Below are 23,108 nucleotides of genomic sequence, written 5' to 3'. Positions count from 1 at the left end.
CTAACTTTGGAGGTATTTTTTATGCAACAGAAAAAATGGGGCTTTTGGGTACTAACAGCATTTGTTGTCGGCAATATGGTTGGCGCTGGTATTTTCATGGTGCCAAGTACATTAGCACAAACAGCAAGCCCTCTTGGTGTTACGTTAGCTTGGTTAACAACCGGATTCGGTGTTTTAATGTTAGCTCTTGTTTTTGGCAATTTAGCAATTCGTCGTCCTGATTTAACGACAGGACCACAAAGTCACGCATACGCTTTCTTCTCATCACCTAAGAAGAAAAAAATGGCTGGATTCAGCATGGTTTGGGGCTACTGGGTCGCAAACTGGGCGAGTAATGTTGCTATTATTACATCTTTTGCAGGTTATTTATCGCTTTTCTTCCCAATTATGAAAGATACACGACTATTATTTACAATCGGTACTTTCGATGTGGAAGTTGGAAAGCTCATTACATTTTCCATTTGTTCTTTCTTATTATGGGGAACACATATCATTTTAACAAACGGTGTAAGTGGCGCTGGAAAATTAAACTTCTTAGCAACAACAACAAAAGTAACAGGATTCCTTCTATTCATCATAGTGACTTTATTTGCATTCCAAGCTTCAAAGTTTGGACAATGGTACACCCCCATTGTTGATAAAGAAGGTGTCTCGCATGAGCTACTTTCACAAGTAAACTTGGCAGCTCTAACAACGCTTTGGGCATTTATCGGCATTGAGTCTGCTGTTCTTTTATCAAACCGAGCGAAATCCCCAAGAACGGTGAAACATGCAACCGTAGCTGGATTATTAATCACAGTTGCAATTTATTTAGGAATTACCATTTTAACAATGGGTGTTCTTCACATGGATCAATTGCAAGTTTCAGAACGTCCGTTAGCTGATGCATTAAATGCCGCTATGGGTCACGGCGGAGGAAAATTAATGGCGCTTCTTGCCCTTACTTCTCTCTTCGGTTCCATTTTAGGCTGGATTTTATTAAGCTCAGAAGTACCGTATCAAGCAGCAAAAGAAGGTTTCTTTCCTTCCTTCTTTGCAAAAACAAATAAAAAAGGAAGTCCAATTTATTCACTAAGACTGACAAATGTTATGTCACAAGTTTTCTTATTCTCAACATTATCAGGCACAATCGCTGAAGCTTATACATTCGTTATTACTGTATCAACACTAGCTTACCTCATTCCCTATCTCGTTTCACCAATCTTCCAGTTAAAACTAGTCGCAACTGGTGAAACATATAAAAATGAAATGCGGGCAAGAATTACAGATGGCATAGTCGCAGTTATCGCACTTTGCTATGCACTATGGGTGATTAAAACAGGCTCTTCTGATTTAAAAACATTCCTTCTCGGAATTGGTTTATTCGTAGTCGGCTTTGCCTTCTATCCATTAATGAATCGCGATACAAAACAAGATAAAAACGAGCAAGTTGCCTAAAGCAATTGAACTGCACCCCAATTGTTAGACACAGTCTAACAATTGGAGGTGCAGTTTTTCTATGGTTAAATTTACAGCTGATGAAAAAATACACATCGTTCTACGTTATTTGAACGGATATGAAAGTTACCGAGAAATCGGTAAAGCAATCGGCATAAGAGACACAGTAATTTTGAATTGGGTAAACCAATATAAACAAAATGGTGTGGAAGCTTTTTTAAAACGGTATACAAATTACACGCAACAATTTAAACTAGACGTACGAAACTTTATGATTGAAAACGGTACGTCCTTATTTGAAACGGCAGCTATCTTTAACATTCCTGCTCCCTCAACGATTGTTGTTTGGAAAAAACAACTCGAAACACAAGGAATTGATGCCTTTCAATCAAAGAAAAAGGGGCGTCCATTCATGAAAAAAGAGTCAAGTAAACAATCCAAACAAGCATCAGCTGAAGGATCATTCGAAGCACTTGAAGCACGTATTAAACAGCTTGAAATGGAAAATGAGTACTTAAAAAAGTTGAATGCCTTAGTTCAAAACAAGGAAAAGTCACGAAACAAGACAAAGCGCAAGTAGTCTATGAATTAAGGCACAAATATTCAGTGAAGGCACTCGTGAAGCTAGCTGATATTCCACGAAGCACCTATTATGATTTAGTAAAGAAAATGAATCGTCCGGATCTAGATGCCGATTTAAAGGTTGAAATTAAAGAAATTTATGAGGAAAATGAAGGTCGTTATGGCTACGTGATGAATTAACGAATCGTGGTCAGAAAGTGAATCACAAGAAGGTTCAGCGCATTATGAAAGAGCTTGGATTAAAATGTGTTGTGCGTATGAAAAAATATAAGTCTTATAAGGGGAAAGTTGGTAAAATTGCACCGAATATTTTAGCGCGCAATTTTCATGCAGATGCACCAAATCAAAAATGGGTAACGGACATCACAGAGTTTAAATTGTTTGGAGAGAAACTGTATGTATCACCTGTATTAGATTTGTATAATGGTGAGATTATTACCTATACAATTGGCTCTAGACCGACGTATTCACTTGTTTCAGAAATGTTAGAGACAGCATTAGAACGATTACCTGAAAACCACCAACTATTGATGCATTCCGATCAAGGGTGGCATTATCAAATGAAACAATATGTCCGGACACTTGAATCAAGAGGTATTGGTGCAGAGTATGTCCCGAAAAGGAAACTGTTATGACAACGCAGTCATGGAGAATTTCTTCGGGATCATGAAGTCAGAATTCCTCTACATAAAAGAGTTTGAAAGTGTAGAGGAATTTAAAATAGAATTAGAAAAATATATAGATTATTATAATAAGAAACGGATAAAGGCAAAATTAAAAATGAGCCCGGTACAATACCGGACTCACTTTTATCAAGCTGCCTAATGAAATAACCGTGTCTAACTTTTAGGGGTCACTTCAAATTTGCTCGTTTTTATTTTCACCTTATAATAGAAATAGAGGTGAAAAACATGTCAATCGAATCGCTATGGAGCAGCCGCTTCCAACAACATATTCAAAATATCATTACATACTTTGCACGTATGATTAACGGTTTACTATATAGCTTTATCTTTATTTCATGCATTGGTGCATACTATTATGCTCAGTTTCTAAAAACATCTCCTTCTAAAGGACTATCTTTCATACTCATAACGGCTGTACTTACCTTTATGATAACGAGATGCCCAATCCGCACATTGATTCAACGACCTGATGCTGTTTATTTGCTTGCACTAGAAGAGAAATTAGCATCTTATTTCAAAAAGGCGCTTCTATATAATTACATCATTCAGCTTTTCCCGCTACTATTTACGTTCCTTATTCTCGTGCCACTTGCTATGCAATCATTACAATTAACTGTACCTTTCTTATGTACAATCTTTATTGTTTTAATGATTACGAAAGCGTGGAACATGTACATACACTGGGCGTGGCGTGATCATGATGAAAAAAACATATGGCTGATCATTCGCATAGCTTGTAATGCCCTTATCATTTACATGCTGTTTTATACAGCAAATGTAATCGTATTAGGCGGATCTCTCTTACTTCTCGCTTTCCTACTTCTATATACGAAAAAACAACCTACAAAACGAATACCGTGGGAATACATAATTGAACAAGAAGAAAAATTGGATATTCGCTTTTATCAATTTGCTAGCATCTTCACCGATGTGCCTCAGTTAAAAAAACAAGTACATAAAAGAAAATGGCTTACCAGTTGGATCGAACCTTTCTTACATAAAAAACAAGCAACTTTCTTTTATTTAAATACGCTATCATTTTTACGCGGCAATGATTATTTCGGTATATATATTCGCTTAGGGCTGATTGGTGCCTTCACCTTATACTTTATACCAAACATATATGCAAAAGGCGCTATCACTTACGTCGTCCTCTATATGATTTCTATGCAACTTCGTTCCCTTTGGAAATATTTTTCGGGAAATATTATTGTAGCATTGTATCCGATTCATACTGAAGAAAGAATGAAGCAATTTCTTAGCTTAATTTCCATATTAATAAGTATTCAATTCGTTGTTTTTTCAGCTGTTATACTTGTTGCTACAGGACAATTTTTACATAGCCTTATCATTATGATTATCGGATTACTTTGGATCAAATTTATTATTGTACCAAAAACAAAAAAACGAATTACTTCATTTTAATTCCAAAAGCAGATTTCAATGACTAAAAGCCACGGAGAAAATAAATTTCCTCTGTGGTTTTTGTTATACGAGAATGAACGGAATGCCCGCACTCGATTTCTACTTTCACTTTTCTCTTGACGTAAATTGGTGCTCCTTCATCAAACAAAAGACTTTGCTTTGCTCTTATTTTTACTTCTTCATACACTAGGTTATTTCTGTTTTTTCTTAAGCTTACTTTACCCGAGGTTTTATGGTTTCACTATGATTTTTACATATAAAAACCGTAATACATGTTTACATCCCAATAAAAAGGGTATCTATTAAATTAACAGAGTAAAGGAGGGATCAATGTTGTGAATAAAAAAACCGAGCAATTAGAAGACCATATTATCGATAATCAACGCAAACATGCTTTAACAACAAACCAAGGGCTAAAAATAGCCGAGGATGAATTCTCTTTAAAGTCGGGCTTAAGAGGTCCAACCTTAATGGAGGATTTCCACTTTCGCGAGAAAATGACTCATTTTGATCATGAACGAATTCCAGAAAGAATTGTTCATGCACGCGGCGTTGGCGCACATGGTTATTTTCAACTTTATGAATCCTTAGAAGCATATACGAAAGCGGATTTCCTTACTGACCCATCAAAAAAAACACCTGTATTTGTACGATTCTCGACCGTTCAGGGATCTAAAGGTTCCAATGACACAGTAAGAGATGTACGCGGATTTGCCACAAAATTTTATACAGATGAGGGTAACTATGATTTAGTGGGTAATAATATACCCGTATTCTTTATTCAAGATGCTATTAAATTTCCTGACTTTGTCCATGCCGTTAAACCGGAACCGCATACTGACATTCCGCAAGGAGCTAGCGCTCATGATACCTTTTGGGATTTTATTGCGCAGAATCCCGAGGCGACTCATATGGTTATGTGGCAGATGAGTGACCGCGCCATTCCGCGCAGTTTACGAATGATGGAAGGTTTTGGGGTTCACACATTTCGTCTTGTCAATGCAGAAGGAAAAGCCCATTTCGTCAAATTCCACTGGAAGCCTACCCTCGGGGTTCATTCATTAGTATGGGATGAAGCTCAAAGAATTGCTGGGAAAAATCCTGATTTCCATCGTCAAGATTTATACGAAGCAATTGAAAAAAGAGATTATCCTGAATGGGAGCTTGGAGTACAGTTGATTCCCGAAGAAGATGAGCATACATTTGATTTTGATATTTTAGATCCAACAAAGTTATGGCCGGAAGAAGAAGTTCCCGTAAAACTAGTTGGTAAAATGACATTGAATAAAAATGTTGATAACTTCTTTGCCGAAACGGAACAGGTAGCATTTCATCCTGGACATGTCGTACCAGGTATTGATTTTTCAAATGACCCTCTTTTGCAAGGAAGATTATTCTCCTATACAGATACACAATTATCTCGTTTAGGAGGTCCTAATTTTCACCAAATTCCTATTAATCAGCCTGTATGTCCGTTTCATAATAATCAGCGTGACGGTATGCATCAGATGAAGATTCATCGCGGACAAACGAGCTATCACCGCAATGGCTTAAATGACAATCAACCAGCAACCGTCTCGGCCGAACAGGGAGGATATGAACATTATCAAGAAAAGATTGATGGGCACAAAATCAGAGGTCGTAGTAAAAGCTTCCTTGACTTTTATTCTCAGGCTAAACTTTTCTACAATAGCATGAGCCCGATCGAAAAGCAGCACATAAAAGAAGCATTTTGCTTTGAAGTTGGAAAATGTAAATCTGACATGGTGAAGGCAAATGTAATTGCTCTTCTGAATCACGTTGATCGTCAATTAGCACAGGAAGTAGCTGCTGTTGTTGGAGCTCCCTTGCCTAAGGAAAATCACGAAATACATTCGGATGCAAAATCACCTGCACTCAGTATGGCCAATACTATTTCTAAAGCTGCTTCCAAAAATGTTGCAATTCTATTAAATGGTGAAATAAGCGTATCCCTTCTGTCCGAATGGATTCAAGCTTTTACACAGCACCGAATGAACTATAGCATCGTAGATCAGAAAGTTTATCATTTTAATGATTCCATTAAAGTAACGGATACTTATACAACAACAGATCCCTCCCTTTTTGATGCAGTATTAGTGTTTAGTAGTGAGCCTGTCATTCAAACACCTGTTTTACAATTTGCAGAAACTACTTTTAAACATTTTAAACCGATAGCCCATCTCGTAAGTAATCCTCTTGCTTTAGATGATTGTATGTTTAAACTGGATGGGGCGGGAGTTTACAACTTAAAAGACACTACGGTGGAATCGTTTATAGAAGGCATTGCTCAAGGACGATTCTGGAACCGATAAGAAAAAGACATCGTTTTATCATTTCACATTATTATAAATTAAGGAGCTGATCGCAATGGGTAAAAAAATTGCTATTTTATTAACGGATTATTTCGAGGATACAGAATACACAGAGCCGGTAAAATCTTTTCGTGAAAAAGGTTATGAATTAACAACTATTGAAACGGAAAAAGGAAAAACGGTACACGGTAAACAAGGAAAGAGTGAAGTCGTAATTGATAAAAGTATTGATGAGGTTTCTCCAGAGAACTTTGATGCTCTATTCATACCGGGCGGATTTTCCCCAGATATACTTCGTGCAGACGAGCGTTTTGTTCGCTTTAGCAAAGCGTTTATGGATGCGAAAAAACCTGTTTTGGCTATTTGTCACGGGCCCCAGCTTCTCATCACTGCAGAAGCACTTGAAGGTCGTGATGTGACTGGATATAAATCCATTGAAGTTGATTTAAAAAATGCCGGTGGAAATTTTCATGACAAAGAAGTAGTCGTATGCCAAAATCAACTAGTCACAAGTAGACAACCGGAAGATATCCCAGCGTTTATTGAAGAATCATTGCGTATATTAAGATAGGTGCTTTCGTTCACCTCGTTTATTTACATGAAAAACAAATTTAACCAGTGGGGATTTTGTTCATCCCCACTGGTTATTATTTCATATTCATCGGACAGTTATGGACAGCCTGTCCCCCAAATATCTCTTTTTTCTCACCCTAAAATTTTTCATCCTATTCATCGACATTTATCATATAGTGAAAATGACTATACGATTCGTATCCATAAGTGAAATAACGATTTTACACATACAAAATAAAAAAGGGGAGCCTTATTATGAATAACACTCCACCTTCAACACCCGAAAACACCTCAGAAAACAATAGCCGTGACATTACATTGCAAACATTACGTGTCATCGTCCTCATTAGTGGTTATATTCTTGTAACTCTCTCAGAAGTAGGTGAACTGAAAGTCTTATTAACAAATCCGAATCACAATCTTGACTTAGCTGAAGTTGTCCCGTTTTAATAATGATTTATAAGAACTGAAAGAGAATAAGAAAAAGATTTTCTTTCAACTTGAAACTCAAATCAATCTAAATACAAAATAACTCTAATGAAAATCCTCCAAATTGGGGGATTTTCTTTTACTTGATGACGGATGTTGGAATAACAATTCATTTATGATTTTTCGGTATCCCCTATCGGCAACACAGTAGAATATTTAATTTCACGGAGCGCCAGACTTGTCTGTATTTTTGTAATGCCAAGCTTATTTAACTTTCTAATAAAACGTTCTAATTCTTTGCGATCTCGATTGGCTACTTTCAGTAAGTAATCGTATTCCCCTGTTAAACAATGACACTCTAACACTTCTGGCATCGATTGTAATTCTGTTTCTAACACTTCTAGCTTTTCTGCTTGATGAATATTTGTACTCATAAAAATAAAGCATAACAAATCAAACCCAAGTTTTTCTTGATTTAAAATTGCAACTTGTTTATCAATAAATCCTTCATTCTCCAGTCTTTTAATGCGCGCATGCATCGCCGATGGTGATAAATTTACACGTCGCGCTAATTCCGCATTACTTACTTGCGATTCCTTTTGTAAAATATCAAGTATTTGTACATCTAAATCATCCAATACCTTAATAACGGAAGACTCCATCAAACTCCCCCTTTTTTCCTTACCGATGATTCTTCGAAAAAACACATCATAACTATATGAAATACGAATCTTTTTTCCTTAAACAGATGATTGGCAAAATATTTTATTGAATTTTCACCATTATACAAAAGAATATATTAGATTTGAAGAAAAAATGCTAAAATGATTTACAATTCATTCTTATTTTGTAAAAGGGGTTTGAAGTCATGCCTTATTTTTATGTTTTTTTATTATTATTAACAAGCTTATTATGGGGAGGAAATTTCGTCGTTGGAAAATCACTTGTTGATTATGCTTCGCCAATGACACTTACAAGTTTAAGGTGGATCATCGCGATTGTTTGTTTATTACCGGTTGTATGGCTGAAAGAAAAGAAACTCCTCCCGCCGCGTGCTGCTCTTCTGCCGTTAGTGCTGATGGGAATTACAGGAGTTGCTCTTTTTAATATTTTTCAATTTTTAGCACTTGAGAACACATCCGCTACGAATGTTGGGCTCATCTCAACATTAAATGCGATTTCAATCGCCTTATTTTCCGCTTTATTTTTAAAAGAAAAAATCAATATGCTTCAAATTCTTTCTATGATTCTATCTTTTTTTGGTGTTCTTCTCGTTCTATCAAAAGGGGATGTTTCCATTTTATTTTCGTTACATTTCAATAGTGGAGATGTATGGATGATTGCTGCCGTTTGTATTTGGGGCATCTACTCCGTTTGTAGTAAATGGGCAACGAAAACAATATCCCCCATGCTAGCAACTTTCTATTCGGGAATTTTCGGTGTTATCCTATTATTACCTTTTCATATCCGTACATTTACTGTGACGAAGATCGATGCTTCCTTTCTGACTTCTTTGCTTTACACTGGGCTTGTTTCCACTGTCGTCTGCATGGTCCTTTGGAATATTGGCGTACAAAAATTAGGAGCGACAACGTCGGGAATCTTCTTAAATTTCAACCCTATTTTCACTGCTATATTAGCATTCCTTTTCTTAGGCGAAGCGTTAACATGGGTGCAAGTGTTAGGAACAGCAATTGTTATCACAGGTTGTTATTTATTTTCTCATTTTAAAACCGCTATCTTGCAGCCGCGCGCACCACTTGCGCGCAATCATTAAAGAAAACGCCGTGATATTACGGCGTTTTTTTCGCTCTTATAAGTTTCAATTTTTGTCCTGCCTTCACATAAGATAATAGCGGAATATCCTCCTTTACTATCTTTCCAACTACATTCACTTTTTCATCTTCTGGTAAATCGTGAAGCGTTATTTGTAATTCTCCTGCATATCGGCCATATAATTCGTTATCAATTGTAATACTTCCACGCTTTCGTTCCACTGTATTATCTGCTCGTAATATAGCTGGATTTTCTTCTCTTGATTCTACAGAACGAATGACATCACGTGCTGGATCAAACCGATTCGTATGCACTCTTTCTATCCTCTCTACTATCTTCTTCTCATTTATACAAGGTGTATAACGAATGGGAATCACGCCTTTTTCTGCACATGCAATGTCTTGTAAACTTTGCAAACTCCCGCTTATATCCCCGATTAACACTTTATCTACACTACATTCTTGTACACATTCTAAATATGCCTCAAGCGGCCGCATATATCGGTGTTTTTCCAATGTTGGCAGTCCTTCATATAACGGGCCCCGTTTTTCACCATCACCAGGAATAAAAGCCATCGTTTTCATACCATATTGATGTAAATAGTGATTTCGCTTTTGTAAAAACGATTTTGCTAATCCCGTTTCCGGACGCGGGTAAAAGTTGTGCCACGCTTCTACAGAATCGACTCTTATATTCTCCTTACAAAGTTCTTTCCAAAAAGATGGTGTGATTGTACTTGCATTTAATGCAACTTTCATCTTACGGGATATATGAGCAATTTGCTTTGGTTCTATCCCATAATCCATACGTAAACCTGTAATTCCCCAGCCTAGTAGCTCTTCTACATTTTCATATGAAATGCCTAAATGGTGTAATGATTTTGAAGATACATCTACCATTAATTCCATTTCATACTTTTGCGCCTGTCTTCCAAGTATTTGTATGAGTTCTTTATACGTATTAGGATCATCTTCTGGTATATGAAGAGACGTGAAAATAGATGAAAATCCATTTTCTTTAGCAACTTTTAACCATTCTTCTTGTTGCTTTACTCGCTCTTTTGCAAGATAAATCGAAACTCCTAGCATATGAATCTTCCTCTCTATTAATAGAAAAAGAGAAAGGAATCCCTTTCTCTATATATTTTCTGCCATTTCTTCTTTAAATCCGAAGAAATACGTAAAAATAAAACCAAAAACATAAGCGATTACTAAACCAAGGAAATAGAGTAAATATTTATTATCGGCAATGAGCGGAATTAACGATATCCCTGATACGCCGATTCCAAGTGAAGCCGTTTTCATAACTGCTTGAAAAGCACCGCCAACAGCCGCTCCTAAACAAGCTGTAATAAATGGTTTCCCAAGCGGTAATGTCACCCCGTATAATAACGGTTCACCAATCCCTAAAAATCCAACTGGCAATCCCCCTTTAATAACATTGCGAAGGCGTTTATTTTTTGTTTTCACATAGATTGCAATCGCTGCCCCTACTTGCCCAGCTCCTGCCATTGCCAAAACTGGTAATAATGGCGTTACATGTGTTTGATGAATAAATTCCATGTGAATCGGTGTAAGTCCGTGATGTAATCCGACCATAACGAGCGGTAAGAATGTTCCTGCAAGCACCGCACCTGCAAGAGCTCCTCCAATATTTAAAATCGCATTTATTCCACTTGTAATTCCATCGGATAATAGTCCCGCAACTGGCTGAATAGCTAGCATCGTTACTAAACTAACAACTAATACTGTAACGAGCGGCGTCACTATAATATCAATAGCATTTGGAACCGCTTTTCGGACTTGTCTTTCTACAATAACCATGAGCCATGCTGCAAAGATTACGGCAAATAAGCCACCGCGCCCTGGCACTAACGCTTCACCAAATATTTTCACATTTGCCATAGCCGGGTTGAAAATTAAAATACCCGCGATGGCGCCGAGAACTGGTGTACCACCAAATTCTTTCGCTGTATTCCAGCCCACCAAAATCCCTAAAAATGTAAAGATACCGCCGCCAATTAAAAGTAGGATTTGCAGCCACGTCGCATTTGGATCTGCCCCTGCATTTTTTGCGAAATTCGCAACCCCATTTATAATACCTGAAGCAACAAGGCCAGGAATTAACGGAATAAAAATACTTCCTATTTTTCGCAAAAAGTTTTTCACTGGTGTATTATTTTTCTTCTTAATGGCCGATTTCATTTCTTGCCCAATGTCTTCAAGATCGTTATCATGGGCCACTTCCCCTATTCGTAGCCCTGTCAACACTTCCATTTCAGCCGCTACTTTATTGACAGTTCCCGGTCCAACGACAACTTGCAATGTTTCATCTTCAATAACGCCCATTACACCGTCAACTTTTTTCAATTGATTCATATTCACTTTACTTTCGTCACGAAGTGTAAGACGTAATCTCGTCATACAATGTGCAATGCTGCGTATATTTTGTATTCCCCCAAGTTGCTCTGTAATTTCATTTGCCATTCGCTGTTCTTTCTTCATAGTAGAATCTCCCCCCTCCCCATTTCTATAGCGCCTTCTTCACAAATCCTTTTGCATCTTTTAATTTTTCAAGTGCTTCCCCATATTCACACTGTAGTAATATCATAACGATTGCTGCTTTCACATTCCGATTTGCCTTTTCGTAATATGCCTCTGCATCCTTGTAATCTACCTCTGTTGCTTCCATAATAATTCGTTTAGAACGTTCCACTAATTTTTGATTGGTTGATTGAACATCGACCATTAAGTTTTTATATACCTTTCCTATACCAATCATCGAAGCCGTTGAAATCATATTGAGCACTAACTTTTGAGCCGTGCCCGCTTTTAACCGTGTCGATCCAGTTAGCACTTCAGCACCCGTTTCTACTTCTACACTCACTTGTGCTAACTTACTCATTTCAGCCCCTTTATTACAAGAAATACTCGCTGTCTTTGCCCCAACATAATTTGCATATTTTAATCCACCAATGACATATGGTGTGCGACCACTCGCCGCAATTCCAATCACTGTATCTTTATCATTTAACTGAATCCCTTTTAAATCTTCCATCGCCAATTCTTCGCGATCCTCTGCACCTTCTACCGCCTTAGTAAACGCTTTCATTCCTCCTGCTATAAATCCTTGTACTTGTCTCTCGTCTGTACCAAATGTAGGAGGACACTCAACAGCATCTAAAATACCTAATCTGCCACTTGTTCCAGCACCGATATAAATTAAGCGTCCACCATTTTGAAAAGATGAAATTACATTTCGAACGATTTTTTCAATTTGTTCAATCTCATTGTGTACTGCTATCGCGACTTTACGATCTTCTTGATTCATCGCCTCTAAAATCTCTTTTATACTCATTTCATCTAAATTCATCGTGTTTTCATTCCGATGTTCTGTCGATAAACGCTCTAACATTCTTTCACCTTCTTTGAAATTTTGTTTCATACTTTTATTATATAACCAAGAAATTAAAAATCAATATTCACCATTCATTTTATGATATTTCATTTTCATTCATGACGAAATTGTGTCTTTCTCATATAAAAAAGAGCCCGTCCAAAAGAACAGGCTCTTCGTTCATTTAAATTGCTTTCAATACTTGAATCCCTTTTACAATATTCCAAATGAAATAGTAAATACTTATGATACCCGCAATTACAAATGTAGCGATAACAGCAATACCAACTGCACCATCATTCGCTGAACTTAGTCCAAATGCACCGGATATTACAAAACCTATGATTACAACTACATACGGAATGAAATGTGTCCATAAAGCTTTCTTTGCATGATATTTCACTTCTTCTTCTGCAACAAAATAAATAATGATTGGAAGAAGAAATGGTGCAAAAAAGATACTAAAGTAACTTAAAGAAGCTAATATATGATTTCCGTTCATTTCTTTCACCTCAAAAAATAGAATGATTTCTTATGTCCTTATTATTTCATAAGAACAATCATAAAACTATTTAAAAACCTTACGTAAAGATGACAATGATGTAAGATTTCGCGAGGGGAATTTTGCCGCTTATAAAGAAGGCCAGCAAGTACTGTATGTAAAGTTTCACTTTAACTTTCTTAACCGAACTGCTTCCGCTCTCGTTTCCATAAAGCGATCCAACACTTGATCGCCCATCCGATTAAATGTAATGACATATAATGCATCAATGATATTTAATTGTGTCATTCGAGACGCAATACTTGCAATGCGGTAATCTTGCTCTACATCTGGGATGCAAAGATGTATATCAGCTTCTTTATATAACGGCGATAATTGGTCAAGTTTCGTAATCGCAATAACAGTTACTCCTTGTTTTTTCGCATATTGCGCCATTTCTAATACATCTTTTGTGCGTCCCGATGTTGAAATAGCAACAAAGACATCGCCTGTCTTTAAATTCGTAATAAGCGGAAGCATCATGTGGAAATCAGAAAGCATCATCGCTGTAAACCCAAGTCTTGTAAATTTATATGCTCCATCCATTGCTGGTGCAGCGGATCCACCAACTCCGTAAAATAATATCGTTCCCGCATTTAAAATAGCATCTGCTGCTTTTTCTAACTCTTTTTTATCAATTGCTGTCACACTTGCCTCAATGGCAGCCTTATTCACATATGTCACTTTATTAAACAAATCAAACGGACCATCTTCTGTATTTAGCACGGAAAAATCATTAATATTATAATCGGCAATCGTTAATTCACGAACAAGCGCTAATTTAAATGCTTTAAAGCTGCCAATGCCAATCGTTTTACAAAAGCGCACGACACTTGCTTCACTAGCTCCCGCATTATGAGACACTTCTTTCGTCGTTAAATTTGGAACAATTTCAGCATGTTCCATAATATACTGAGCGACCTTTTTTTCAGCGGGGGAGAATTGATCCATATCATTTTCAATTTTAAATAATAGTGTTGATGCCTTCACTGGTCATCCTCCATTCCTTACTCTTATTTTTATTGTAGCTTAATCACCACTTTCATTCCATCCTACTCACCATATATGAGCCTTTTTTCAAATATATCGTATATCGATCAACCAACAAATTCGTCAAATCACCGCTACTAAAAATGTAAAAAAAGAGCCCGTCCAGTTGCACAGGCCCTTCCTTTTAAACAAAATATTTCTTTAACAATGGCGGTGTAATAATCGTCGTTAATATAACAACAATGACAATTGCGGTAAAGTTCTCTTTTGCCAGTAAATTTGCGGTTAATCCATTTGCCGCAATAATAAGTGCTACTTCTCCGCGTGACACCATGCCGGCTCCAATACTAATCGAGGATTTTAAATTAAATCCTGTTAATCTTGCTCCTAGTCCTGATCCAACTAACTTTGTCAAGATTGCAATTATCGTCATCAAAACGATAAACCAAATTTGGCTTCCAATCCCTTGAAATGTAATTTCCATTCCGATACTAACAAAAAAGACTGGTACAAAAATAGCATAGGCAATCGGTTCAATTTTATGTTCTACTTCATGCTTATATGTTGTTTGCGATATGGCAATTCCGGCTGCAAAAGCTCCGATAATCCCGGCAATCCCCATTTGTTCACTATAATAAGCAAATGAAAAACAAATAATAAGTGCTGCACTAATCAATGCTTCTGATACACGAAGCGGCACTAACATACGCATAATCCACGGAACGACTTTCCATCCAATTACAATAATACTAATAAAAAAGATGGCTTTTTTAGCAATTATAAGGGTAATGTTTACATCTTGTGTCCCTAAAAAACTCATAACAAAGGCTAATAAAATTACAACAATGACATCGTCAAAGACGGCAGCTCCGAGAATGGTTGTGCTCTCCCTCGTATTCATTTTCCCTAAATCACGCAATGTTTGAACAGAAATACTGACGGAAGTTGCACAAAGTAATAATCCTAAGAAAATGGCATGCGACTGCATCATTCCAAACGCAATTCCCGCTAAATAGCCACCGAGAAAAGGAAAAATAATACCGCCGATTGCAACTGCAAATGATGATTTTAAATTACGATTTAGTTCTTCTAAGTCTGTTTCTAACCCTGCCATAAACATAAGGAGTAAAACACCAATTTCACTTAGTTCATCAATGAGTTCTGAACTATCAATAATCCCTAAAACTGCCGGACCAATAATAATACCAATAATTAATTTTCCTAATACAGATGGTTGACCAAGTCTCACACTAATGTCACCAGCTAGTTTTGTGCAAAGTAAAATAACAACTAGTTCAAAGTAAAACAGCATAGCATCTTCTCCTACTTCATAGAATACGTCTATTCCTAACGGTAGTCTCTGCTTATTGATGCCATTTTATTTGTTACATTTTTTGTTTGACGAAATATTCCAAACTATAATAATATCGCTCACTATGGCATACAGCGAGCGATATTTCATATCCTTTCTATTCGATTATTTTTTGTCTTTCTTCTTTTTCCATACCGCTACACTATCAAAGAAAAAGTTAATAAATAATGTTCCTAACCCAGCTAATAAAAATGTCATGAAAAATAGAATCCATATGCTTTTATCTTTCCAAAAATAATATCCAACAAGGAGCACAATAGCGATCCATACATATTCAAGAATTCTTTTCAGTTTTTTCTCTTCCAAAATTATTCGCTCCCCTATTCAAGCTTCTTCTACTTTTAGTATAGCAAAAAAGAAGCCCATCATCACGAGGCTTCTTCTCCGTTTTACTTATGCGCTTGTTTTTTCACAAGATTCATCGCATGTTTCAATGTGCGTTGCATATTATTTACTCGGTTCTCTTTTACATATTGATCTTTCCATACAGCTTCTGCCACAGTAATTTTTTTCTCTAACGCTTTAATGGGCCCTTGCGTTTGCTGTCCTTGTCCTTCTTCTAAAAGAGCTTTTGCCAAGTCGATCGTTACTTTTAACTTATCCTTTGCTGTTTCTGGTATTTGTTCCGTTATTTTTGATTGTATAAACTTTTGATGGGCCGTCTTTAAGCTTTGATGGGCTTGCGTTACTTTTTCTTCTATAACCGCCATATGCTCGAAAACGTTCTTGGCTTCATTATAACGGTTCTCTAATTCAATAAAAGCAGCCTTAGAATATTGCCCTTCTTTATCACCAAATTCATAGGAACCTGCCAATGTTTCTTTTCCTTTTCCAATCTCTTCGTATAAATTATTTAATTGCTCAATTTTCGTACGATTTGCAAATTCACGATAAGCTGCTGCTACTTCTGAAGCATTTAATGCTTTACTATATAATTTTGCAAGAGCAACTTGTCCATGTAATGGAATTCCACCATTACCGTTACTACTTGGATCTGCTCCAATCGCAAATGGTACATTCGGATGAGACACATTTCCAGTTGCTGGTTTACTATTTACTTTTTTACCATCAACATAAATCGCTACCTCATTACCGTTATACGTTCCGGCTATATGATAGGTTTGATTTGCTTCTAATTGAACGCCAACACGTTTGTAATTACCGCCAATATGAGCCCACAATTCCACATACCCATTTTTTGTAGATTCAAAACCAATTCCGCCGCTTTCTGTATTTTGCAAAATACCTTGGCCGCGAATTTCATTCATAGAAAATACCGCTTCTAAAGTAAATGCCTTTGTTACTTGTTCCTTTTATGCTGCTGAAAACGGAATATAACCGAACGTATTCGCTTCTCCGCTTAATTTCATCACATGTTTCTTAAGTGCAGCGTCATACACAATTGGTACATTCCCTTTTACATCTCCCTTCACACCAAATGATGACTGATCTTGAAACGTACCGTCTAAGAAATTCACGTCAAATACATCTGCTTTTGGTACTTGTACATTCGGATCGATAACTTCTGTTTTCGTTGTTATTTCCGCTGACAAAGGGCGTTCACTTTCATTACCAAATGAATCGATTGCGACTACCTCTACATTATATGTTTTCCCACCGTCTAATCCCGCTAATGTAAATGTTAATTCTTTCGGCACTGGATCACGGTAGAATTCTGAGAATGCTAATAACTTATTTTTTATTTCACCCGTTTCTTTCTCTCTTGCTTGTAAGCGATAAGAATGAACAAGCAAATGATCTGTAGCTTGCGGGAATGTAATAGTCGCCGAATTCTCTGTTATATTTGATACCATTAATTTTTCATCTTGTTCAAAAGATGGCTTGTCCTGATCGCGATTTTCTACATATTTAAAAGTATCTTTTTTTGCTGGTAATTGGATTTTCCAAGGCTCACCTGTCCAAGAATTTGTATGAAAATCACGGCGATGAATCGTTACTTCTTGATCGTCTACTTCTACTAATAATCCTTGACTCAGTTCCCTAGCTCCTGGCGGAATATTCCCTTGTACTTTTCCACCTTCTACTTCCATATAACTAATAGAGGCTGTACCAACAGAAGTAAATTCTTTTTGATGAATCGATCTTGGATCATCTAAAGGATAATGAGAATGACCAGAAAACGTAATTGCTTGTGGGTACTCTTTTAGTACATCATTTATTTTCGCGCTATCCTTCGTACCCCAATCTTGGCTTCCGTACACTGTATCTTTAATATGTTGATGTAAAAACACAAAGATTGGCTTTTCTGGATCATCATTTTTCGCTTTCACCATTTCTTCTTTTAACCAATTTATTTGTTTATCAGAATAAGATCCATGTGTCGTTCCATCTTCTGGAGACAGAACAAGGAAATGATATCCCTTTACTACCTTGTGATAATAGATGGATTCCATACCTGTTTTTCCCAAGAAACGTTTTTGCGCTTTCTCTGCTGATAATCCGTTCCAATAATCATGATTTCCTAAAGAATTCATTCTCACTGCATCTTTATTGGCATATTGATTATACACTTGCATAAAACGATTATATTGCTCCACTGAACCTGTGTCTGTAAAGTCTCCCACAATAACAAATGCATCTTGCTTCAGCGCAAGCGTATTCAATTGCTCAATCGCTCGCTTCCAGCGAAATATATCATCTGTACCACTATTTTTGATATGCACATCACTTACAACTGGAAATACTAGCTTTTTCCCCTCTGTTTTTTTCACTTCCTTCTTCTCCTCTGCTTGAACCGAAGGATTCCATAGAAATGATATAAGTGCGAATACAAATACTGCGAATACGCTGATTAAACTTCTTAGCTTCCATGCAAATTTCCTACTCAATTTAACTCCTCCTCGTTTGCTTTATACAATACAAGGATTATTGTAACGAAAGCATATTAATCTAAATCGAACTGTTTGTGAAGGATATTACAATACTGTAAATAGAGTGTCATTTCTATATGTAGTTACACATCCTCGTCTTCTTTTTTAAACAGAAGACGAGGAATTGATGAATCTTTATTAATAAGACAACTATAGTCCAACATTTAATAGTAGTAAGAACAAATCATATAAGGAGGGAATGTCGATGCAAAAACATAAAAAAATAGGCTGTTTTGCCCCTTTATCTATTATATGTGAAGTCCCATGTCCTCCCGCCCCTCCTATATCAAACGCTGAATTCGTTACAAATGAATTTGCGGGGAATTTCCTAATTACAAATGACACGTTTCTTCCTGAAACAAATCAATTCAAACAATCAGACTCCACTTTCGAACTTTGGAAAGGAGATGGACTATCGTCATTATCAGGTAGTATTTCTGTATATAATAATCGAAACAGTACAAATGCAATTACTGTACAAATTGTAGGTGAAACGACAAATACGTTAACCGCCTTGCCAGGTAATACGGTTTCATATACCGGTTCAGGATTACAATCTGTTTCCATTATCGATATACGAAATGATCCTTCTATCTATATAGAAGGCCGCTATTGTTGTCAAATTACATACTGTAAATTCAAAAATGATTGCATGTAAGTGCATCCCATATTTTACAAAAAAATCGTGCGAACATCTTCTTTGTTCACACGATTTTTTCTATATTTCGCTAAATTAAAGTATATCGGATTGTCATACAAAATTCGCCGGTTTCCGCTGCTGCTGTTCCTAAAATTGTCACAGTATCAAAACGTCTCACTGTAAAGGATGCACCGCTTCCAGTAGCCACTGTAATCGTTTCTACAGCCGTTCCGCCTATACCACCACTATAGAAAACGAGCGTAACAGGACCTGTTCCTGTATCTACTTTCAAGTAACCTGATGCATAAATGTCTTGCGCAATATTATCAGCATAAATAATCGCAGGTGCCGCTGTTGCCGTCCAATTTATACACACTTTATCTTGTACAATATTTTTTTGCGAATTTGCACAACACGAAAGATTTGCACTATAATTTTTCATTTTAAATCCCCCTCTATGACATGACATAGCGCGTTGTAATACAAAACTCTCCTTGATACGTACCCACTGGCGTTGCTGGCGTTACAATTTGAATCACATCAAAGCGACGGAACGTAAAAGCAACGCTCATTCCTTCTGTCACTGTAAACGTTTGAATAATTCCTCCACCTGAATCCAATACATTCACCGTAATCGCATTCGCAGGACTAACTCCAGGTCCAACGTCATATGTTAGATAACCAGTCCCTACGATATTTTGGTTAATATTATTCCCATAGACTGTAAACGTACTAGCTTCCGCACTAGACCAAGGATTACAGACTTTATCTTGCACAAAATTGCTACTTTCATCTGGACAACAAGTTAAAGCAGTTACAGAGCAATCACAAGCCATAGTTTCTCTATCTCCTCTCTCTTACTATATTCCCTATATATGTATGCCCTCTTCATCCATTTGCCTGTATGATTCATCTATTTTCAAAACATAAGAAAACGTTCATCATATGTAGGTTTGAGTAACAAACAATCCAAACCACCTTCTACCCTTTCTTCATATTGTATTTATCTTGTAAATGTGGCGGTGCTATTTTTACAATAAACTGTAAAATAAAAGCCACAACAGCAATGTCATCTAATACACCAAATACAAGTAGAAAATCCGGGATAATATCAAACGGAAAGACTACGTATCCAACTAGAAGAGCGACGGTTAATACTTTCTTGGAAAGAGCAACGTCTTTTGAAGTGAAAAATTCATATAGAAATGGACCAAAACGGCGAAAATGAAAGATAAATCGAAATCTGTTCATCATTTTTTTCATCGATACGACCTCCTTTTTGTATAAAAAAACCTTTATCAAATATGACAAAGGTCTAAAAAATAAAAAACAAGAGTTTCTCCCCTTTATATAGAAAATATTATAAAAATCCCTTCAAATATTTGATACATCCTTTCCTTTTATGCCTGCTTAGCATTCCCTTAAATGATAAAAACATAAATAAAAAGCCACGCGATGAAGTGGCTTTTCTAAGCATTCTTAAAGCGGGTTACATTTTGGCATCTCTAAACCAGATGATTGGGCTAATTTCAATAAATAATAACATTCTTCCCTTGCCATATGATCTGCCATTCTTGCGGATAGTGAGCTGAGTATTTGCTCGGATAACTCTAATTCTTCTAGTTCATGAAGAAAATGCGAGAAAAGATTGAGCTCTAACGAAACATCTTTCGTAAATTTTTTCAAGGCTGGAAAATGATGAAGTTCTGTACGTAAATACCCCGTCATTTCAACAGCTTTTAAATAAAATTGTTCAAAATGCATCGCATATTCCTCGCTCTTTTCTTTCAAACGTTTCTCCACCAAATCAAGTTCCCCTGCAATCGATCCCGCATGACCAGCCGCATCTGTTAACCAAACAAGGTGATAATGCAATTCATGAAAAATAGGCGGCACCTCACCTTTTATTAAATATTCTAATACCGTTATATATTCTTCGACTTCATTTACCATATGATTAATAAAAGTAGGAGTAAAATGAATTGTGATTTTTCCTTCCAACTGCTTCTGCACAATACTTAACTTAAATGTTCTCATTTCCTCAGCTGCTTGCTTCGCCTCTTTTGCAAATGCAACTAAATTTACAGTATGAATTTCACTCAAATACTTTTCAAACTTCGAAACAAAATACTTCGCCTTATCAATGTCACCTTTTTCTTTTGGAGCTAGCGCATCTAAAAGAAATTGAGCATGATCTCCAAGCACTCTTAACCAAAATTTATGTTCAAATAATGCGCTTTCTTCATAAGTTCGATCCATATTTCATTCCCCTCCCACACTATATTTCACACACCATTAGCCCAAAAATATTCACATGAAAGCTAACTTATTTTTGATTCAATGTATAGTTCATGTTGATCAGGATCATGAACGATAATAACCGTTCCATTCGGATTATGTTTTTCAGAAAACGATATTTGATAAAAAGCTAGCTTTTTCTTCACCTTTTCTATATCAGAAATGGCAATCCGTATCTCTTTAGGCGTAATCTGCTCTTCATTTGTTCTATGCGTTCGATTTTTACTCGTCATAATACAAATTCTCGTTGGACCGACATCATACCATACACCCGTAACATCTAATTGTGGCCTCTCTGAATTAGGCTTTAGACCTAAAATTCCTTCATAAAAATATAATGTATCTTTTAAATTTCTTACTTCTAATAAAACAACATTTATAATTTGCTCCACAACTCTCTCCCTCCTGTACTCCTTCCTTTTTTCTATATGTGTCATAAAAGGGGATTATGTCTGAATACATTATGTAATGATGAGTTTTTTAGTTTTATAGAAGGAGGTTCTATCATGAACAAATATATGAAATCTTATGTTCCCTATCATAGTCCTCAAGATCCTTGCCCTCCTATTGGAAAGAAATATTACTCCACTCCTCCTAATCTATATTTAGGATTTCAGCCACCCAATTTACCACAGTTTGCTCCGCAAGAAGCTTTAAAAAAAGGGACTTTATGGCCTGTTTTTTATGATTATTACAAAAATCCATATGAAAAAGGACGGTGAGCATAATCGTGGCTGAATCATTACCAAAAGAATATTATGAGTGGCTTGAAGAACTGCAAGCACTGGATTTTGCTCTCGTTGAACTGACATTGTATTTAGATACACATCCAGATGATGTTGCAGCGATTGAACAATTTAATGATTTGTCTTACAAAAGACGCTTGCAACAACAAAAAATAGAAAAGAAATATGGCCCTCTTCAGCAATTTGGAAATAGTTACTCAAATGCTCCGTGGGAATGGAGCAAAGGCCCTTGGCCATGGCAAATATAAAGGAGAGAGACTATGTGGATTTATGAGAAAAAATTACAATATCCTGTAAAAGTAAGTACTTGTAATCCTGCACTTGCCAAATTATTAATTGAGCAATATGGTGGTGCTGATGGTGAACTAGCTGCTGCGCTTCGCTATTTGAATCAGCGCTATACGATTCCAGATAAAGTAATTGGGTTACTGACAGATATCGGTACAGAGGAATTTGCTCATCTTGAAATGATTGCTACAATGGTTTATAAACTAACAAAAGACGCATCGCCTGAGCAAATGAAAGCTGCTGGCCTTGATCCACATTATGCAGATCATGATAGCGCTTTACATTATCATAATGCAGCTGGTGTGCCTTTTACCGCAACTTATATTCAGGCTAAAGGGGATCCAATCGCAGATTTATATGAAGACATTGCAGCCGAAGAAAAAGCAAGAGCGACATATCAATGGCTCATTAACTTATCAGATGACCCGGATATAAATGATAGCTTACGCTTTTTACGAGAACGCGAAATTGTCCATTCACAACGCTTCCGTGAAGCTGTAGAAATTCTAAAAGAAGAGCGTGATCGGAAAATTTATTTTTAACGTATTCCATACACATACTCTACTGGTATGTGTATTTTTTATGAAAAGAAACAACCTCCTCAGAAACAGTATAATTATTCAATTTAACGTATTAATTTTTATTTTTTAAAAATTTCCTATTGCTTTCTAGTCATCAGACCTTTAAAATAATAACAGTTACTCG

General features: G+C 36.5%; 23 protein-coding genes and 2 pseudogenes. 11 read left to right on the top strand and 14 right to left on the bottom strand.

Annotated elements, in window-relative coordinates; translation table 11 throughout:
- The first annotated feature begins 21 nt into the window (after positions 1-21).
- The 6 genes and pseudogenes from MR063_RS16095 (at position 22) to MR063_RS16070 (ending at position 7,486) form a co-directional block, all read left to right on the top strand.
- Positions 22-1,437, top strand: a complete 1,416-nt coding sequence (locus MR063_RS16095; protein WP_242199403.1) for an amino acid permease — start codon at positions 22-24, stop codon at positions 1,435-1,437.
- 61 nt (positions 1,438-1,498) lie between these two features.
- A pseudogene (locus MR063_RS16090) lies at positions 1,499-2,844 on the top strand (IS3 family transposase).
- An 86-nt stretch (positions 2,845-2,930) separates the two neighbouring features.
- Complete coding sequence (locus MR063_RS16085; RefSeq protein WP_242199401.1) at positions 2,931-4,130, top strand: ABC transporter permease; 1,200 nt, start codon at positions 2,931-2,933, stop codon at positions 4,128-4,130.
- Positions 4,131-4,465: 335 nt separating this feature from the next.
- Complete coding sequence (locus MR063_RS16080; RefSeq protein WP_242199381.1) at positions 4,466-6,463, top strand: catalase; 1,998 nt, start codon at positions 4,466-4,468, stop codon at positions 6,461-6,463.
- A gap of 55 nt (positions 6,464-6,518) precedes the next feature.
- A complete protein-coding gene (locus MR063_RS16075) occupies positions 6,519-7,034 on the top strand; it encodes a type 1 glutamine amidotransferase domain-containing protein (protein ID WP_242199378.1) in 516 nt (171 codons plus the stop codon).
- Positions 7,035-7,291: 257 nt separating this feature from the next.
- Positions 7,292-7,486 (top strand): hypothetical protein, encoded by a 195-nt coding sequence (locus MR063_RS16070; protein WP_242199376.1) that lies wholly within the window; start codon positions 7,292-7,294, stop codon positions 7,484-7,486.
- 152 nt (positions 7,487-7,638) lie between these two features.
- Here the strand turns inward: MR063_RS16070 and MR063_RS16065 are convergent, their stop codons facing one another.
- A complete protein-coding gene (locus MR063_RS16065; RefSeq protein ID WP_242199374.1) occupies positions 7,639-8,127 on the bottom strand; it encodes an Lrp/AsnC family transcriptional regulator in 489 nt (162 codons plus the stop codon).
- A gap of 206 nt (positions 8,128-8,333) precedes the next feature.
- On the opposite strand from MR063_RS16065, the gene MR063_RS16060 reads away from it, so the two are divergent.
- Entirely contained in the window at positions 8,334-9,242 is a 909-nt protein-coding gene (locus MR063_RS16060) for a DMT family transporter (RefSeq protein ID WP_242199372.1), read from the top strand.
- A 16-nt stretch (positions 9,243-9,258) separates the two neighbouring features.
- Here MR063_RS16060 and MR063_RS16055 read toward each other — a convergent pair whose 3' ends face one another.
- From MR063_RS16055 to MR063_RS16020, 8 genes and pseudogenes are all read right to left on the bottom strand, one after another.
- The gene (locus MR063_RS16055) at positions 9,259-10,329 is read right to left on the bottom strand and encodes a DUF871 domain-containing protein (RefSeq protein ID WP_242199371.1); all 1,071 of its coding nucleotides are present in this window, start codon (positions 10,327-10,329) and stop codon (positions 9,259-9,261) included.
- A gap of 48 nt (positions 10,330-10,377) precedes the next feature.
- Positions 10,378-11,745: a PTS transporter subunit EIIC gene (locus tag MR063_RS16050; RefSeq protein WP_242199368.1), complete on the bottom strand. Its 1,368-nt coding sequence runs from the start codon at positions 11,743-11,745 to the stop codon at positions 10,378-10,380.
- Between the two features lie 25 nt (positions 11,746-11,770).
- A complete protein-coding gene (gene murQ, locus MR063_RS16045; protein WP_242199523.1) occupies positions 11,771-12,655 on the bottom strand; it encodes an N-acetylmuramic acid 6-phosphate etherase in 885 nt (294 codons plus the stop codon).
- 166 nt (positions 12,656-12,821) lie between these two features.
- Positions 12,822-13,139 (bottom strand): magnetosome magnetite crystal formation protein family, encoded by a 318-nt coding sequence (locus MR063_RS16040; RefSeq protein ID WP_242199365.1) that lies wholly within the window; start codon positions 13,137-13,139, stop codon positions 12,822-12,824.
- Between the two features lie 165 nt (positions 13,140-13,304).
- Positions 13,305-14,168: a MurR/RpiR family transcriptional regulator gene (locus tag MR063_RS16035; protein ID WP_242199362.1), complete on the bottom strand. Its 864-nt coding sequence runs from the start codon at positions 14,166-14,168 to the stop codon at positions 13,305-13,307.
- 184 nt (positions 14,169-14,352) lie between these two features.
- Positions 14,353-15,480 carry a cation:proton antiporter gene (locus MR063_RS16030; protein ID WP_242199359.1) on the bottom strand — a complete coding sequence of 376 codons (1,128 nt, stop codon included), beginning with the start codon at positions 15,478-15,480 and terminating at the stop codon, positions 14,353-14,355.
- A gap of 165 nt (positions 15,481-15,645) precedes the next feature.
- Complete coding sequence (locus tag MR063_RS16025) at positions 15,646-15,846, bottom strand: hypothetical protein (RefSeq protein WP_242199356.1); 201 nt, start codon at positions 15,844-15,846, stop codon at positions 15,646-15,648.
- A gap of 83 nt (positions 15,847-15,929) precedes the next feature.
- A pseudogene (locus MR063_RS16020) lies at positions 15,930-18,389 on the bottom strand (LamG-like jellyroll fold domain-containing protein).
- Positions 18,390-18,636: 247 nt separating this feature from the next.
- Here MR063_RS16020 and MR063_RS16015 point away from each other — a divergent pair.
- Positions 18,637-19,089 carry an S-Ena type endospore appendage gene (locus MR063_RS16015; RefSeq protein ID WP_242199353.1) on the top strand — a complete coding sequence of 151 codons (453 nt, stop codon included), beginning with the start codon at positions 18,637-18,639 and terminating at the stop codon, positions 19,087-19,089.
- Positions 19,090-19,159: 70 nt separating this feature from the next.
- Here the strand turns inward: MR063_RS16015 and MR063_RS16010 are convergent, their stop codons facing one another.
- The 5 genes from MR063_RS16010 to MR063_RS15990 form a co-directional block, all read right to left on the bottom strand.
- Positions 19,160-19,513 (bottom strand): DUF3992 domain-containing protein, encoded by a 354-nt coding sequence (locus tag MR063_RS16010; RefSeq protein ID WP_087097833.1) that lies wholly within the window; start codon positions 19,511-19,513, stop codon positions 19,160-19,162.
- A 13-nt stretch (positions 19,514-19,526) separates the two neighbouring features.
- Positions 19,527-19,907: a DUF3992 domain-containing protein gene (locus MR063_RS16005; protein ID WP_087097831.1), complete on the bottom strand. Its 381-nt coding sequence runs from the start codon at positions 19,905-19,907 to the stop codon at positions 19,527-19,529.
- Between the two features lie 145 nt (positions 19,908-20,052).
- Positions 20,053-20,334: a YkvA family protein gene (locus MR063_RS16000; protein ID WP_087097829.1), complete on the bottom strand. Its 282-nt coding sequence runs from the start codon at positions 20,332-20,334 to the stop codon at positions 20,053-20,055.
- A 216-nt stretch (positions 20,335-20,550) separates the two neighbouring features.
- Positions 20,551-21,330 (bottom strand): DUF2935 domain-containing protein, encoded by a 780-nt coding sequence (locus tag MR063_RS15995; RefSeq protein ID WP_210370671.1) that lies wholly within the window; start codon positions 21,328-21,330, stop codon positions 20,551-20,553.
- Positions 21,331-21,392: 62 nt separating this feature from the next.
- Entirely contained in the window at positions 21,393-21,761 is a 369-nt protein-coding gene (locus tag MR063_RS15990; protein WP_242199350.1) for a VOC family protein, read from the bottom strand.
- Positions 21,762-21,875: 114 nt separating this feature from the next.
- Between MR063_RS15990 and MR063_RS15985 the strand changes: the two genes are divergently transcribed.
- Genes MR063_RS15985 through cotJC form a run of 3 tightly spaced genes read left to right on the top strand, consistent with a single transcriptional unit; the run spans position 21,876 to position 22,945 of the window.
- A complete protein-coding gene (locus tag MR063_RS15985; RefSeq protein WP_210370670.1) occupies positions 21,876-22,091 on the top strand; it encodes a spore coat associated protein CotJA in 216 nt (71 codons plus the stop codon).
- Positions 22,092-22,099: 8 nt separating this feature from the next.
- Complete coding sequence (locus MR063_RS15980) at positions 22,100-22,363, top strand: spore coat protein CotJB (RefSeq protein WP_140388392.1); 264 nt, start codon at positions 22,100-22,102, stop codon at positions 22,361-22,363.
- Positions 22,364-22,375: 12 nt separating this feature from the next.
- Positions 22,376-22,945: a spore coat protein CotJC gene (gene cotJC / locus MR063_RS15975; protein ID WP_011983759.1), complete on the top strand. Its 570-nt coding sequence runs from the start codon at positions 22,376-22,378 to the stop codon at positions 22,943-22,945.
- Positions 22,946-23,108: the final 163 nt, after the last annotated feature.

It is taken from the genome of Bacillus cereus group sp. BfR-BA-01492, assembly GCF_022662815.1.
Taxonomy (GTDB): domain Bacteria; phylum Bacillota; class Bacilli; order Bacillales; family Bacillaceae_G; genus Bacillus_A; species Bacillus_A cereus_BD.
This window is presented reverse-complemented; position numbering and strand designations above follow the sequence as displayed.

Bases quoted from the DNA above. Each gene is read 5' to 3' on its own strand.
- MR063_RS16040 (WP_242199365.1), bottom strand. From the start codon at position 13,139: ATGAACGGAAATCATATATTAGCTTCTTTAAGTTACTTTAGTATCTTT.
- MR063_RS15995 (WP_210370671.1), bottom strand. From the start codon at position 21,330: ATGGATCGAACTTATGAAGAAAGCGCATTATTTGAACATAAATTTTGG.
- MR063_RS16000 (WP_087097829.1), bottom strand. From the start codon at position 20,334: ATGAAAAAAATGATGAACAGATTTCGATTTATCTTTCATTTTCGCCGT.
- murQ (WP_242199523.1), bottom strand. From the start codon at position 12,655: ATGTTAGAGCGTTTATCGACAGAACATCGGAATGAAAACACGATGAAT.
- MR063_RS16015 (WP_242199353.1), top strand. From the start codon at position 18,637: ATGCAAAAACATAAAAAAATAGGCTGTTTTGCCCCTTTATCTATTATA.
- MR063_RS16010 (WP_087097833.1), bottom strand. From the start codon at position 19,513: ATGAAAAATTATAGTGCAAATCTTTCGTGTTGTGCAAATTCGCAAAAA.
- MR063_RS16050 (WP_242199368.1), bottom strand. From the start codon at position 11,745: ATGAAGAAAGAACAGCGAATGGCAAATGAAATTACAGAGCAACTTGGG.
- MR063_RS16065 (WP_242199374.1), bottom strand. From the start codon at position 8,127: ATGGAGTCTTCCGTTATTAAGGTATTGGATGATTTAGATGTACAAATA.
- MR063_RS16070 (WP_242199376.1), top strand. From the start codon at position 7,292: ATGAATAACACTCCACCTTCAACACCCGAAAACACCTCAGAAAACAAT.
- MR063_RS16055 (WP_242199371.1), bottom strand. From the start codon at position 10,329: ATGCTAGGAGTTTCGATTTATCTTGCAAAAGAGCGAGTAAAGCAACAA.
- MR063_RS16060 (WP_242199372.1), top strand. From the start codon at position 8,334: ATGCCTTATTTTTATGTTTTTTTATTATTATTAACAAGCTTATTATGG.
- MR063_RS16030 (WP_242199359.1), bottom strand. From the start codon at position 15,480: ATGCTGTTTTACTTTGAACTAGTTGTTATTTTACTTTGCACAAAACTA.
- MR063_RS16095 (WP_242199403.1), top strand. From the start codon at position 22: ATGCAACAGAAAAAATGGGGCTTTTGGGTACTAACAGCATTTGTTGTC.
- MR063_RS15985 (WP_210370670.1), top strand. From the start codon at position 21,876: ATGAACAAATATATGAAATCTTATGTTCCCTATCATAGTCCTCAAGAT.
- MR063_RS16085 (WP_242199401.1), top strand. From the start codon at position 2,931: ATGTCAATCGAATCGCTATGGAGCAGCCGCTTCCAACAACATATTCAA.
- cotJC (WP_011983759.1), top strand. From the start codon at position 22,376: ATGTGGATTTATGAGAAAAAATTACAATATCCTGTAAAAGTAAGTACT.
- MR063_RS16075 (WP_242199378.1), top strand. From the start codon at position 6,519: ATGGGTAAAAAAATTGCTATTTTATTAACGGATTATTTCGAGGATACA.
- MR063_RS16005 (WP_087097831.1), bottom strand. From the start codon at position 19,907: ATGGCTTGTGATTGCTCTGTAACTGCTTTAACTTGTTGTCCAGATGAA.